The sequence below is a fragment of the Flavobacterium sp. CR10 genome (genome assembly GCF_055814415.1).
This window is the reverse complement of the sequence record NZ_CP185985.1, coordinates 2,297,881-2,312,705: the sequence shown is the minus strand read 5'-3', so window position 1 is coordinate 2,312,705 and position 14,825 is coordinate 2,297,881. Positions and strand designations below refer to the sequence as shown.

Annotated in this window: 16 protein-coding genes; 15 read left to right on the top strand and 1 reads right to left on the bottom strand. The window is 31.9% G+C overall.

The annotated features are described in order from the left end of the window. Position 1: 1 nt before the first annotated feature. The 11 genes from ACNRYB_RS10285 (at position 2) to ACNRYB_RS10235 (ending at position 10,726) form a co-directional block, all read left to right on the top strand. Entirely contained in the window at positions 2–718 is a 717-nt protein-coding gene (locus tag ACNRYB_RS10285; protein WP_473729995.1) for a DUF3164 family protein, read from the top strand. A gap of 122 nt (positions 719–840) precedes the next feature. After that, a complete protein-coding gene (locus ACNRYB_RS10280; protein ID WP_473729994.1) occupies positions 841–1,041 on the top strand; it encodes a hypothetical protein in 201 nt (66 codons plus the stop codon). Between the two features lie 408 nt (positions 1,042–1,449). Beyond that, positions 1,450–1,695 (top strand): hypothetical protein, encoded by a 246-nt coding sequence (locus ACNRYB_RS10275; RefSeq protein ID WP_057119678.1) that lies wholly within the window; start codon positions 1,450–1,452, stop codon positions 1,693–1,695. Positions 1,696–2,015: 320 nt separating this feature from the next. Then, entirely contained in the window at positions 2,016–2,303 is a 288-nt protein-coding gene (locus tag ACNRYB_RS10270) for a methyl-accepting chemotaxis protein (RefSeq protein ID WP_095931269.1), read from the top strand. Continuing rightward, complete coding sequence (locus tag ACNRYB_RS10265; RefSeq protein WP_129748869.1) at positions 2,300–2,752, top strand: CHAP domain-containing protein; 453 nt, start codon at positions 2,300–2,302, stop codon at positions 2,750–2,752. Before ACNRYB_RS10270 ends, ACNRYB_RS10265 begins: the two co-directional genes overlap by 4 nt. Positions 2,753–2,780: 28 nt before the next feature. Beyond that, the gene (locus ACNRYB_RS10260; RefSeq protein WP_473729993.1) at positions 2,781–3,281 is read left to right on the top strand and encodes a hypothetical protein; all 501 of its coding nucleotides are present in this window, start codon (positions 2,781–2,783) and stop codon (positions 3,279–3,281) included. A gap of 217 nt (positions 3,282–3,498) precedes the next feature. Next, a complete protein-coding gene (locus ACNRYB_RS10255) occupies positions 3,499–5,688 on the top strand; it encodes a hypothetical protein (RefSeq protein ID WP_473729992.1) in 2,190 nt (729 codons plus the stop codon). Beyond that, on the top strand, positions 5,689–8,934 hold the full coding sequence (locus tag ACNRYB_RS10250) for a hypothetical protein (protein WP_473729991.1): 3,246 nt from the start codon (positions 5,689–5,691) through the stop codon (positions 8,932–8,934). 4 nt (positions 8,935–8,938) lie between these two features. Next, positions 8,939–9,400, top strand: a complete 462-nt coding sequence (locus ACNRYB_RS10245) for a hypothetical protein (RefSeq protein ID WP_111363120.1) — start codon at positions 8,939–8,941, stop codon at positions 9,398–9,400. 90 nt (positions 9,401–9,490) lie between these two features. Beyond that, positions 9,491–10,039, top strand: a complete 549-nt coding sequence (locus ACNRYB_RS10240) for an REP-associated tyrosine transposase (protein WP_473729990.1) — start codon at positions 9,491–9,493, stop codon at positions 10,037–10,039. A 6-nt stretch (positions 10,040–10,045) separates the two neighbouring features. Then, positions 10,046–10,726 (top strand): hypothetical protein, encoded by a 681-nt coding sequence (locus ACNRYB_RS10235; RefSeq protein WP_473729989.1) that lies wholly within the window; start codon positions 10,046–10,048, stop codon positions 10,724–10,726. A 45-nt stretch (positions 10,727–10,771) separates the two neighbouring features. Here ACNRYB_RS10235 and ACNRYB_RS10230 read toward each other — a convergent pair whose 3' ends face one another. Next, entirely contained in the window at positions 10,772–11,581 is an 810-nt protein-coding gene (locus tag ACNRYB_RS10230) for a leucine-rich repeat domain-containing protein (protein ID WP_433765728.1), read from the bottom strand. A 384-nt stretch (positions 11,582–11,965) separates the two neighbouring features. On the opposite strand from ACNRYB_RS10230, the gene ACNRYB_RS10225 reads away from it, so the two are divergent. The 4 genes from ACNRYB_RS10225 to ACNRYB_RS10210 all read left to right on the top strand — a co-directional run bounded on the left by ACNRYB_RS10225 (position 11,966) and on the right by ACNRYB_RS10210 (position 14,799). Then, entirely contained in the window at positions 11,966–12,514 is a 549-nt protein-coding gene (locus ACNRYB_RS10225) for an REP-associated tyrosine transposase (RefSeq protein WP_473729988.1), read from the top strand. A gap of 84 nt (positions 12,515–12,598) precedes the next feature. Continuing rightward, the gene (locus tag ACNRYB_RS10220) at positions 12,599–13,192 is read left to right on the top strand and encodes a deaminase domain-containing protein (protein WP_473729987.1); all 594 of its coding nucleotides are present in this window, start codon (positions 12,599–12,601) and stop codon (positions 13,190–13,192) included. Between the two features lie 6 nt (positions 13,193–13,198). Continuing rightward, positions 13,199–13,849, top strand: coding sequence for a hypothetical protein (locus ACNRYB_RS10215; protein WP_129748872.1), 651 nt, complete (start codon positions 13,199–13,201; stop codon positions 13,847–13,849). A 401-nt stretch (positions 13,850–14,250) separates the two neighbouring features. Next, complete coding sequence (locus tag ACNRYB_RS10210; RefSeq protein ID WP_433765726.1) at positions 14,251–14,799, top strand: REP-associated tyrosine transposase; 549 nt, start codon at positions 14,251–14,253, stop codon at positions 14,797–14,799. Positions 14,800–14,825: the final 26 nt, after the last annotated feature.

Below are 14,825 nucleotides of genomic sequence, written 5' to 3'. Positions count from 1 at the left end.
TATGAACACTACAACTGCAAACCATTTGAAACCTGTTATGGATTTAACTCAATTTTCTGCTCAACAATTAAAAGAAGCGCTTCAGAGAGTTGAAAACAAGAAAAATGAAGAAAGAGATGCCTATAAAAAACTAGTTGCTGAAACGATCCCAAAAGCACTTTCCAGATTACACGAAACGTCTGAAATGATGCGAAATGCAAAAACAGAAACATTCAGACTGTTTGAAACTATTCTGGATTTAAAAAATCAGGTTTATGGTTTTAAGGAAAAACAAATGTCACACACTTTTTCTAATGACAAAGAAGAAATCACGATTGGCTATCGCATTAATGAAGGTTGGGATGATACTGTAACAATTGGAATTGAAAAAGTCCAAAACTATATTTCGTCACTTTCTACCAGTAAAGAAACTGCTTCATTGGTTAAAATTGTTTTCAATCTTCTAAAAAAAGATGCCAAAGGAAATTTGAAAGGTTCTAGAGTTTTAGAGCTTCAAAAACTGACAAAGGAGTTTAATAATGAAGAATTTACCGATGGTGTAGAAATTATTGCATCTGCTTTTAAACCTGTACGTTCAAGCTGGTTTATTGAAGCTTGCCGAATTGATGAAAATGGTGTAAGAAGCAATATTCCGCTATCGATGTCTTCTGTTGATTTTTTACAGGGGTATGCTTTTGATTTTTTTAACCAGCAAAATGACCAAAACCATGCAGCTTAATCACGACATCTATCTTTCGTTGTTATTAACTATTTTGTTAATTCTGACCAATTTAAAGCCTATCCTTTTATTTAGAGAATGGTTTTATTTCAAATTAAAAACAACTTTTAAACAATACCTGAATGAGCGTAAAAATAAAGCCAATTACAGATCATGAAAGCTACAAAGTAAACGAACATACCATCTTTAAAGACGGTCTCGGAAACTGGAACTGTAACAATGACTTATCTCACAAAGAGCGTCTGGCTTTTAATCAGTACGAAAGTATCGTGATCAAAAATCCGAGATTCAAAAAACACACAAAAGCCACTTACAAAGGCTAAAACGACCTCCAAACTGCAACCGTAAAAAGCAGCTAAATAAAAATGGTTCCTGTTTCTTCTTCTATATGAAGAGAATCAGGAACCGATAAACGGGCGATTTCTGCCCTTATAATAAACAGCCAAAACTCATTCTTTCTATTGGAATCCAGACCTAAAAGGTTTTGGAAACAGGATTGTCATGCGGAGTTTGCTGACCAAGATTGTTAAATAAAATCTTTAACAAATACAACCTCAGAACGAGGTTCAATATAAAAATGGCATCGGGAAGTAAAACCATTTATTGAATATGATCAAATGGTTTGGCTGTCTTAAATATGATGTTGTTTATAATTTAAACTATTAACTCTTTTTCAAACTTCGTTCTTCTTAAAACTTTTCTTTTTTCTATCATTCAAAATATTATCTCTCATGCCTATATCTTCAAACAGAAGTCTCGGAATTCAAAAAAATAAATTAATGCGTTACAAACTCATTAAAGAACTGTATCAAAAACACAAAACGGAAGATATCCCAACCACTGTTGTGTGGCGTAAATACGTCTATCCGGTTTATCCGATTTCGAGAACTACTTTGTACGAAATTCTCTGTACACCTATCACTTCTGAACTAAAAAAAATAGAAGAACTTATGAGCAATCAGGAAAGATCTTCTTAATACATATAAAAGAAAAATCATTCTTTTTTAATCTTCTAAAGCATCCTAATTGTGATGCAAAGATGAGCCTTTTACTTCATCTAAAACGACTTCTGTTCGCTTTCCTTACAACCCTGTAAAGCCCTAGAATACAAATGTTCGCAGACCTTGCATTCATTTTTTTTAGGGCTTTTTTAACCCAATCTTTGCAATCGAAAAAGGAAACAAATGAGCCAAGAAACTGGAAAAAATCCAGATAGACTTCCTTTCTAAAAACAACTCTCAAGTTGTCTTTCAAAAAACAATTTTTAAACCCAACATTTCAACTTTAAACACATTCAATGGAACAGTTTTTATACCCCACTTTAACCGCATTTTTTGCAGCTTTTATTACTTGGTTCTTTTCGATGCGAAAATCACTTGCAGAAGACCGCGCAGCAGAACTCGACAATGCCGTAAGCGCCGTAAAATATTACCGAGATCTTCTAGACGATATTACGGCAAGACTTACCGCCGCTACAGAAACCATAAAAAAAATGGAAATACAGCACAAAGAACTCATGCTGATCAACCAGCAATTGGTTGACGAACTACAAAAATTTAAACAATTAAACGGAAAAAGCTCATGACACTAGCTCAAAAAACGATCGCAATCGCAACGGCACAAATTGGTGTCGAAGAAATACCAAGAAACAGCAATTCAGGCCCTGAAGTCGAAATTTATCTACGAAGCGTCGGACTTGGTAAAGGATACGCCTGGTGCATGGCTTTTATTTATTGGTGCACACAAAACGCCGCTGCCCAAATGAACGCTAAAAATCCTTTAAAGAAAACGGGAGGTGTTTTGGATCAATACAACTCAAGACCGCTTTTGGTAAAAAAGACACCTCAGCCTGGAGATGTTTTCATTCTAGACTTTAATAACGGTACAGGCCACGCTGGATTTGTCGAGAAGATTGCCGGAAATACGATTTATACCATCGAAGGAAACACCAATGATTCTGGCGGACGCGAAGGCTATAAAGTGGCCAGAAGAAAACGTGACATAAAAACCGTTAAAGGCTTTTTACGTCTCTAAAACCAAAACTTAAAAACCAACTTTAATTATGACAAAAAAACTAAAATGTCTTGTTATTTCACTTTTCATTATCCTGATCATGATTTCGTGTCGAAGTCGCAAACCAGTGCAAAATGAAAACAAAACTCAGACTATTACCATTACCGAAACTCTACACGATACCATCTTTAAAATCGCAAAAGACAGCAGTTCGTACAATGCATTATTAGAATGCCTTAACGGAAAAGTAATCCTTAAAAATGTTATTCAGGCCGAACCAGGGCGTACATTAAAAAGCCCAAGGGTTCGACTTGATAACAATAAACTTCAAGTAGACTGCAATCTCAAAGAACAAGAACTCTATGCCCATTGGAAATCGAAACAGGTTAAAGATGTCCAAGAGAAAACAATCACAATTACCCAATTTACCAACTATCTCACTTTTTGGCAAAAAGCACAAATCTGGTTAGGCAGAGTACTGCTTCTTATCCTCATCTTTTTACTTGGACGATTCATCTACAAAACCGTAAAGCCTAAGTGGTTTAAATAAAAAATTCCATTACTAATTTGGCATTAGAAATAACTTTTTTTAACACATAGAAACAGCGTTTCTCTTGAATAAATTAAAGAATACTAAAGAGAAATATATTTCTTCCATACAGCTAATGATTACTTAAAAACAAGTGAAACGCCTTTTTAGACCACTCTGAATCTATGTTTCTATGTGTTAAACATAATTATCCCAACGAACAAATAATACTTAAAATATGTCCGCAAAATCCCATTTTTTTATAGAGTCGGGAGGTCTTCCCGCGCAGTTGTCAGATCAGGGCTTTGGACCTCAATCTGAAACTGTTTTTAACCTGACTTCTAGATTTACTATAGGTAATGAGCCTAAAAAAGCCTTTTCGATCTGCAAAGGAGTTGTTTTGGTTCAGCCACAAACTGGCAATCCTGATAAAGTGAATCTAATTCTTCGTCCTTACAACCAGCCTTTTCCTGGACTGAACATCAAATATTTTGTTTACAGAGGTTTACAGAAAAGTGATTTTTTTACCAATGATGCAGAGCCTTTAGTTAAAAAGAATGAAGGATCGTATTCTGACTTTATCGACAAGATAAACATCGATTTCAACGCTTTTCACGAAGGTCGAAAAGCAGCTGATGGAAAAACTCCTATTGACGTTCCTCCTTTCACAGCTAAATTTATTGGCTATGAGAAAGAAAAAGACGATGATGTCACTAATGGAATTTTATCAATCCCGCTTTCTGACTTCTTTTTTAAAGAGTCAAAATTTGTCGCAGCTGGCGATACTTTTGATGAAAAAGACGATTTCGAACTACCGTTAATCGATATTGGAAAATCATTAGGAAACTTTGCAAAAGGAGAATGCGGAATTGATGTTGTTCTAAATTACGGCGATTACAAACATGATTTTGACAATACTGAATTTGCTTTCAATTTAGAATATGCTCGTAAACCTTTCGCAGAAATTACAGTAGATGGTTCAACAGATTTCATTAAAAAATTACAACGTGAGCAAAGTACTCAATTTATTGATATTGCTGCTTTTTATGGATCCCATGCTGAAAATGGAGTAGTTACAGCAACTGCTTCTGGAGAAAAAACGGAGAAAAAAGGAGCTGCTATTTACAATGATCTGCTTAATAAGTTTTCGACTAAAAACAATTGGTACGTTTATATTCAAAGTGACCGTACACGCAGTTACGATTTTTACAAAAACTATAAAATTGGCGAAGGTTCTGAAAACCTAAAAACAGGATTACTGAAAGATACGGCAACCAATGAAGTCCCTATGACAGCCGTAACTTATGGCACTTCTGGATGGCCAGTTTTAATTAACAATCAAGAACAGGCCAATACGGTCACGACAAATAATCTGTACTTACAATTTCCAACCGACAACAATAACAACACTGCTTTTTACGGACAAATTGGTAAAGTTGCCAATGCACAAAAAGACAATTTCATTAATGCTGACGGACTACGATTACCACCTGATGAAGAAGGAAATTATAGTGAGTTAACCTCAACAATACAATTAACAACTCCTGCTGTTGAAGGTAAAAACATTGCTGCATTAAGTCTTTTAATTTATCAGGGAAAAGTGAATATGTATACTGCCGGAACAACACAAGATGAAAACGGAGATTTGGTGATTTTATACCGAAAAGCCAACTTTTTTGATAATGTTTTTAATTTAATTAAGGCACAACCTTTATTAAAATTAGGCACAGATCAAAGTTATTCTAGAATGACTTCTGAAAAACTGAATCTTATCAATGAGTTTTATGATAAAAAACAGCAGGGAATTTCTATTGCACAAACGGTAACAGTAAATGACGTTATTGAAACCGGAATTGAAGAAACACCAACCGTTGCCCGTGTTACTTATGTAACAGAAGCGGCAGATGTTATGAATAATGCTGTTTCTGCAACTGGAAGTACTACCCCTGATACAAAAACTACGGCTTCTGCCAGTAGTGCAGTAACTAAAAGCAAAACATACGAGTTACCTGATCCTTACTATTACAATTTAAAACTGTTTACAGACAGCACACAAACCATTACTGGCTTAGAATTAAAAACACTTGATGGTTCTACACCCAACAAAATTATCCTAGGATTAACTAAAGAGGAAAATGAAATTATAAAAGATTTGATTTCTAGTGATATGAAAAATCCTCGACTGTTTTTGATTGATCTTTTTGAAGATGAAAACGAATTGATTTCGCCTGAAGACATTAAATATCAAAAATATAGAGTTGGGGTTGTGGCTGAAAATGCTGAAGGCAATAATAAACTAGAAGAACCTACCAATGCTGTTTTTGTTTACTCGCTTGATAGGAGATATCATTTTAGTAAGGGGTATAGTGAGTATATGCCAGATTTAGACATTAGCATTCCATTTTTTAATATTAATACCGTTTTATAAATGACTACTACCGCAATTCTAAAAGATGGAACTCCGGTAAGGATACATCTATTTGAAAAACCAGCTTTTGATGTCGAAGGCTTTTTAGTTGGTTTTACTTTATCCTCATTAAATTCAGAAGAATATAGATATTATCAACAATCAGAATTTAAACGAGAGGATCGAAAAAAACCAAACCTATCGGGCTATTACGACAAAACAATGTTTTTAAAATACATTCAAAACGTTGAACCTGTTCCCACACTAGATAATTTGGTTAAATATAATTTTGAAAAGATTCTAGCTACTGAGGGTGAAGAGATAACGGTTACTTCAATTGATTTTGAAGAACCTTATGATTATTTTTATAATGAAAAAAAATACACTTTTAATTTACAAAACACAATTGATAATAGAGGCGTTCGCAAGTACTTAAAACCAATAGTTGAAGATTTTAGAACCGTTGACTATAAAATTAATACTGATGGCTCCAATGCTGTCATTGTTCTCAATAATCAATCAGTGCTTCCTGGCGGTCATTTTTATAAAAAAAATTTGGGAGATTTTATAAATTCATGGTCAGTAAGTAATACCAAAAAAACTTTGATTAAGAAAGCAATGGGCTTGATTATTTTTAAAATTAGAGAAATTAATCGAGATATTATTCCCCTTATTGCTTCAAATAGTCACTTCTTCGAGAAAGAGCAAGATGTTGCAAATGGAATTATTGATTATAATGATTTTACAGATCTCGAAAAACTATTATTTAATTTTAAAAGAACTTGGGGATATTACTATGACATACCTCTAGACGGGTTTCCTCGACCATACAAAGATAGTTTTGAGGCTTTATTTTCTAATTCATCTACTTTAGAAGACTATCAAGCCTATCTTTCAAGCCTACAAAATTTTTATCAAATATGTAATAAGACTAAAAATTTGGCATATTACCCTGCTGATGACAAAGTAGAATATTTATTAAAGATATTATCACCATCTGCTTTAAACGTAATTCCTTATGAGCTGATTATTAAATGTATTAAACAATATTTAAAATTCAATTTATCGCAAGAGGATCAAAGAGTACTTGTAAAACTTGTTATATCTATACATCCATCACATGCAAATCACTTTTTAGATTTTTTACTTGAAAAAGAAAATGGTGCTGAGACTAATTTTCAAGTTATCTACGATACGCTAACAGATGCAAGACTAGAAAGATACCCTTTTGTAAATTGGTTTATTAATGAACAAACTAATAGAAAATATTTCGCATTTGCTATTTACGAATTATGGAAAATTTCTAAGTATAATTTAGATTACATACGTCCAGGTATTGTTATCCCTCATCCTTGGCCACATTTTAAAGGAGTTGATCCCGATAATTATTTTAATATAAATCCTCAAGAATTTAATAAAAAGAACTTTCTAACATTTATAACTTCTTCCGACCAACAAATAGTTTCGTCGCGACAGCGTTTTGAATCATCAATTAATGATAAAAAAATTGATATAACAAGACTGTACGCACAAGATACTCATGCAGGAGCTTTTAGTCGACATCAGATAGGTCATGAATATTTTGGGTCTTTCCATTTATATCAGCAAATTTCTTTTTGCGGATATGAATCAAATTTAGATTTAAGAATTCCGAAATCGGCTACATTGCCTGCCTTTCTGTTTCATTTTATTGAAGAATATGATCGTCTAGCTGATTTTGATGCTGGAGTTGCATTAGCTGCAAATTTAACCGTTGACGCTTTATTAATTTATTTTACTGGAGGAACAAGTATTCTTAAAGACTTACAATATTTAAAATATACTACCAAAATAGGAAGAGCATTGGCTGGTGGAATTGAATCAACTGAAGCGATTGAAATATGGCAAGGATTTAGAGGGGCTGCCGACATTTTCACACTTACAGCTGGCTCTTTAACACAAATTAACGAATATCTAATAACTACAGAAAATAATGAGGCTAAAAGAAAAATTTTAGAAGGATGTCAAAAAATATTTATATCCTTAACTTTTTTAGGAGTTGGTTTATCTTTAACGGCACAGGCCCATGCAGTAAGTGAGGCAGGAAAAGTTTTAGATTTAATTGAAGCCTTACCCTCGGGTGTTGCTCATGGTCTTGCTCCAGAAATGATCAATTTATTAACAACACTAAAAGGTAATAAAAATGTAGTTTTAACCTTATTTGGAAACAAATTAAACACCTTAGATCTCGGAGATGCTACTAATTACATTCTTTTAAAATACAATTCTGTTTTTACTGATGCTCAAAGGTTAAAGTTCATGACAGATTTTCAACATATTGATGATCTTGCATTTTGGAGATTATTGAACAATGGGAGAAATGCAAGCGGTATTCGTGATGGAAGTTATCTTGACAATTGGATTCTTTTGAGTGAAAAAGGCTTAGAAGAAGCAAAATTCACTATGTACATTTGTAACCAAACAAGAACTAATGCTTTAATTCGTTATGTTGACGAACCAAATACCAAACCAATAATAAACACTCTTAGCTATGAAAGAAAATTAGTTTTTATTGATACATTTGGTAGCGAAAGTGTTGCTAAATTTGCTGATAATCCACAATTAATTACTAATTGGAAGAGATATTATGATGATGGAGTGTTACGTACAGAGTTTGTGGCTTTAGGTCAAGATAAAATGATAACCTTTTTAGAAAAATATGGTGACATTCCAAATGAGGTATTTCAGAGTTTGAAAATTGAAACTAATTTTAAATTTAACAGACTTTTAGAATTTCCTGACGCAACTCATAATATTAGTTATTTTAACAAAAGAAGAGCTGAAATGCTAAAACCTTTTTTTGCCGATTCAAAAACGGGGAATTATATTAGATTAAATGAAGTTGATAATTATATTGAACTTGAATTAAAATTAAACAAAAAACTTAGAGCTTCTTTGAAACATGAAGCAGGAGACTTAATTGATGATATTACTGGTCTTAGTTATGATACAATGGGAATAGGTCAAAATGTAATTATTCCTTGGACAAAGAATGGAATAGATTCTGTGAACTATTGGTTTGAAGAATTTAAAAAGTCAATTACTGTACACTTTAATAAGATTAATAAAACTCCGCCCTTAGATTATGTAGTAATAGATTATAAATATTTTGATCAAATTTCATTAGCAGTGAATTCTAATCCAAATTTTTTAAAAAATCAAATAGATCAGTTTATTATACAAAATCATAATCAATACATTGATAAATTAATAAAATTAAACTACTAATAATATGGCATCAGCATTTATTCAATACCAAAATGATAAAGGTTTCAATATTGCAGAAGAATTTATGCAATTAATGATATACTATATTCATAAAGAACTTGAAAAACCTCAATACGCTTTTATAAATAAAAATTTATTTATTATGGGACATGAAGGTATAATTAATGGTATTTCAAGTGGTTATTTAACTCTTCCTTGGAAAAGAATTTTAGTAAGTACAGAAGAAGAACAGACGATGATTCAAATTTTGCAAAATGTTAAAATAACTTTACAGAATAAAGGGGCTTTTATATCAGTTTCTGAATTACAATCAATTCAAACTAACGATAAAGATTTTAAGCATTTATACAGTAGAAATCCGTTTCCTGTAGCAGAATTAATTAAAATAATAGAGGTTTTAATTCAAATGTTACAAGGTACATGGGCATCAAATAATTATGATATGGATGTTAATTATAAGTATTAAAATATGAATTAACCCGATCGCGCTCCCCGCTGGCTCGAGCATCCCTCTCCTGAACGCAAAGTATTTCTTACATTAGCTCAAAAATAATAAATGAGCAGAAAATACAAATTTGGAGATAAAACTGGAGCTTACTTTATAAGTTTTGCTACGGTATACTGGATAGATGTTTTTACAAGAGAAGAGTATTTTGGGTGCATTGTTGAATCATTAGATTACTGCAGAAAGAACAAGGGGATGGAGATTTATGGTTATTGTATCATGCCTAGTCATATTCATTTAATTTTCAGATCTGAAAATGGAGATCCTTCTGGCTTAATACGAGATTTCAAAGGTTTTACTTCTAGAAAAATGCTCAAAGCAATTGAAGAAAATCCGCAAGAAAGCAGAAAAAAATGGATGCCCTGGATGTTTGAAAGAGCCGGAAAGAAAAACAGCAATGTAAAATTCAGGCAATTTTGGCAGCAAAACAACAAACCTATTGAAATCTGGTCTTTAAAAGTTTTCGAGCAAAAGTTAAACTATATTCATAATAACCCTCTCGAAACTGGTTTTGTAACTAATCCTGTAGATTGGAAATACAGCTCTGCCAGAAATTATGGCGATAATGATCAAACTGTTTTAGAAATTGATATTAATTGACTTTCTGTGTGTGCACGAGCGAGACGCTCGCGCCAGCAGGGGGCTATTTTAAATTATGATGATGTTATTTATGTATCACCTGCTATAATTAACCAAGAATTTAATGGCCTAAATTTACCCTATGGGGATATCATGCCTATACCGGCCTTTGCTCTTAAATGGTTAATAGATCAAAATGAAGATACACAAAATATAATTAATCTCTTGGAAAGAGGAGCCACAATGGCAGGAGTTATATTTCCTATTTTAAAACTTTATCAAGCTGTTTTTTTAAGTGAAATTATTTATGAGTCCTTAGGATTAGGTTTTACAATAATTAACAATACATTAGGTGCTGGACTTCAGGATCAAATCAAAAAATATGATGAATCAAAATCAACATCAGACCATCCATATAGATTAGGTCAAGAGCTTTTAAGTTATTATAATTTGCTATCATCTATATATGGGGCAAATGGAATAAAAAATGCTATTTCAGAAGCAAAAACTATAAAAAACAAAATTAAAGTTCTTACTGAATTCGAGAACATACTTTCACTAAAGGGCGTTAGAGACGATTTTAGATCTTTTATGTCTGTTCAATTTCCAAATGATAATATTGACGCATTTAATATTATGAGTGAACATATTGATCAAATCGAAAAAGAATTTAACAGATATAAATATTTAAAAAATCAAAATTTATAAATAAATTAAAAAATGAAAATACTCATAACTCATTATTTTCTAGTTTTATTGGCAAGTAAATGATGGGAGTATTTCAGAAAAAGTTCCAAATAAATTACCGCCTTGGTCTTTGAAAATCTTAATACTAGGATGGTTGCATATAATAAAACTATCTATATAAAGTCGCGATAATTTATTAGGGTCAATAATAACAATAGTACTACGTAAGTTATTGATACAATTAAGTTCAATTAATCCTTTATTTTTAGTTACATCTAAAACGGCAAGTTTATTATAGGCGCAGTTAATTTTCCTCAAAACTTCATTGTTTCCAAACTTAAGAGTTGTAATCAAATTATTATAGCAAATAAGTGCAGTCAAATTATAATTTTCACTTAAATCAATAGTTTTCATTTGATTATTACTGCAATTTAATTCTGTTAAATTTGTATTCTTACTTAAATCAAGTTGTATTAATTTATTATAAGGACAATAAATTTTTGTCAAAGCCTTATTTTTACTCAGATTTAAAGCTGTAATTTTATTATCAAAGCAATCCAATGTAGTCAAAGATGTAAAATATTCGATTCCCGATAAAGATGTAATATTCTTTCTTCTAACACTTATTACTCCATCATATAAAGCAACAGAAGAGTGATTTGAAATAAATTTACCATCAGGAGTAAAAGCCAGTGGTACTATTGTCTTTAAATAAGCTTTAAAATTTACATCTGGTATTTCAGCGTACACTGGAGGCGGGTCATTTTTTTTAAAACAGCTATAACTGATATTTGCAATTGTAAGCATAACAGAAAAGATTATTATCCTCATCAAAACTGTCTTTTTCTTTTTTGGAGTAAATGTTTTTTTTACCATTATTTATATTATTTGATTCTATCAAACCTAAAATTTCAATTTATTATATGCAAGTTTATAAATTAAATCATTTTTGAACAACATATTTGTAAGTTTTTTCAAAACAAAAATGCATTCCCAATTCTATTTACTAATGTGAGCGGAAATACTCATTAGCACATAGCCCCCCGCTAGCGCGAGCGTCCCGCTCGTGAACGCAAAGTTGTCTTGTCCTAAAAATAGATCTACAAAAAATAAAACAACTCAAAGACCAAAAATCTTTGAGTTGTTTTTAAAATCAAAAGAGAAAACCAAATCTCTTAAACTCAAAAAAAATACCCCCGCTGGCGCGAGCGTCCCGCTCGTGAACGCAAAGTATTTCTTACATTAGCTCAAAAATAATAAATGAGCAGAAAATACAAATTTGGAGATAAAACTGGAGCTTACTTTATAAGTTTTGCTACGGTATATTGGATAGATGTTTTTACGAGAGAAGAGTATTTTGGAAGCATTGTAGAATCATTAGACTACTGTAGAAAAAATAAAGGAATGGAGATTTATGGTTACTGCATAATGCCAAGTCACGTTCATTTAATTTTCAGATCTGAAAATGGAGATCCTTCTGGCTTAATACGAGATTTCAAAGGTTTTACTTCTAAAAAAAAGCTCAAAGCAATTGAAGAAAATCCGCAAGAAAGCAGAAAAGAATGGATGCTCTGGATGTTTGAAAGAGCCGGAAAGAAAAACAGCAATGTAAAACTCAGGCAATTTTGGCAACAAAACAACAAACCTATTGAAATCTGGTCTTTAAAAGTTTTTGAGAAAAAGTTAAACTATATTCATAATAACCCTCTCGAAACTGGTTTTGTAACTAATCCTGTAGATTGGAAATACAGCTCTGCTAGAAATTATGGCGATAACGATCAAACTGTTTTAGAAATTGATATTAATTGACTTTCCTGTGTGTGCACGAGCGAGACGCTCGCGCCAGCAGGGGAAGTTGATGCTTTAAAATTAAATCCTGCAGCAATTGAAAGAATGACAGCTGCAGAGATTAATGCATTACAAACTACAAGAGAAAAATTGTTAGCCGAAATGTATATTTTAAGAAAAAATGCCAATACCAATACAATAATAGAGGGTAAAATTAGAGCTTATCGAGATTTTAGAAATTTAAATATTCCGAATGCGATTAGAGGAACTAAAAGTGAATGGGATCTCGCTAGACAAACAATTTTAAATTACAGAGCCGCAGGAAACAGTGCTGGTAACTTTGGATACTTAGAAGGAAATATTAACAATAACTCTTTAGATAATTTACTAGATTCTTTAACTGGAACTAGAATATTTAGAAGTATTAAATCAGAAATTGCAGACACAGAGCCATATATTTTTACGCCTTTAGATGTAAAATGGACTAGAAACACTGATTCGGAATTTAGAATGTTAAATAAACTTGCTTTATCTTTAGAACCTAATGCAAAAATCACTGACGAATTTCTTAACTATGAGGGCACATTAAAGATAATATCCGAAAATGCATATTGTACATCTTGTCAAGGTATTGTTATACAATTTAATAAAATGTTTCCAAAAATTAATATTGTTCTAATTGACGCAACTAAAATATAATTAATTATGAGTAAAAATTTTGAAATTATTTTTGACGGTCTAATGTATGGGCCTTTCAATTATAGACTACAAATAAAAAACAGATTATATAATTTATCCTATTCATTACAAAAATCTTTTACTAATGATCAGGAAAATTACAAACTAAATATTGATGATTTAGATTACAAAGAAATTTATTCATTAGGAGGTGGTTTATGTTTTTCTGCTTTTAATTGGAATAAGGACATTGAAAAAAGAATAATTGAAAGGTCAAGCATCAATAATTTCACAGGTATTCCATTTTTTTTAGGAACTAATGAAGAAAGAATAGAACTGAACAAAAATGATAAAAAAAAGTTGATAAATTTTCCCAAAGATTATTTTGATAATTTCATAATAAAAATTAAAAGTTTAAATGTTCTGTCTGAAAAAAACAAAATATTTGAGAACCAAAAACAATTTACAATTGATATAGATGACCCCAATTCAATCGAAACTTCAGTAGCTGAATATAATTTCAATTATAAGACAAATTTCTTTGTCACTGAAATAAAATTGATTGATCAATTATATTTTGCAACAATTCAAGCTACTAAAGCATCATTATTAGATGTTTTTTGTTTAGGTTATAAGGTTTATCTGGATGATGAAAAAAGAAGATCCTCGCTGGCTTGAGTGGCCCACTCCCCCCGCTGGCGCGAGCGTCCCTCCAGCTAGCGCGAGCGTCCCGCTCGTGAACGCAAAGTATTTCTTACATTGGCTCAAAAATAATAAATGAGCAGAAAATACAAATTTGGAGAGAAAACTGGAGCTTATTTTATAAGTTTTGCTACGGTTTAATGGATAAATGTTTTTACGAGAGAAGAGTATTTTGGGAGCATTGTAGAATCATTAGGCTACTGCAGAAAGAACATGGGAATGGAGATTTATGGCTACTGCATAATGCCAAGTCACGTTCATTTAATTTTCAGATCTGAAAATAGAGATCCTTCTGGACTAATACGAGATTTCCCCCCGCTAGCGCGAGCGTCCCGCTCGTGAACGTAAAGTATTTCTTATATTAGCTCAAAAAAATAATGAGCAGAAAATACAAGTTTGGAGATAAAACTGGAGCTTACTTTATAAGTTTTTCTACTGTATATTGGATAGATGTTTTTACAAGAGAAGAGTATTTTGGGTGCATTGTTGAATCATTAGATTACTGCAGAAAGAACAAGGGAATGGAGATTTATGGTTATTGTATCATGCCTAGCCATATTCATTTAATTTTCAGATCTGAAAATGGAGATCCTTCTGGTCTAATAAGAGATTTCAAAGGTTTTACTTCTAGAAAAATGCTCAAAGCAATTGAAGAAAATCCGCAAGAAAGCAGAAAAGAATGGATGCTCTGGATGTTTGAAAGAGCAGGAAAGAAAAACAGCAATGTAAAATTCAGGCAATTTTGGCAGCAGAATAACAAACCTATTGAAATCTGGTCTTTAAAAGTTTTTGAGCAAAAGTTAAACTATATTCATAATAACCCTCTCGAAACTGGTTTTGTAACTAATCCTATAGATTGGAAATACAGCTCTGCTAGAAATTATGGCGATAACGATCAAACTGTTTTAGAAATTGATATTAATTGACTTTCCTGTGTGTGCACGAGCGAGAC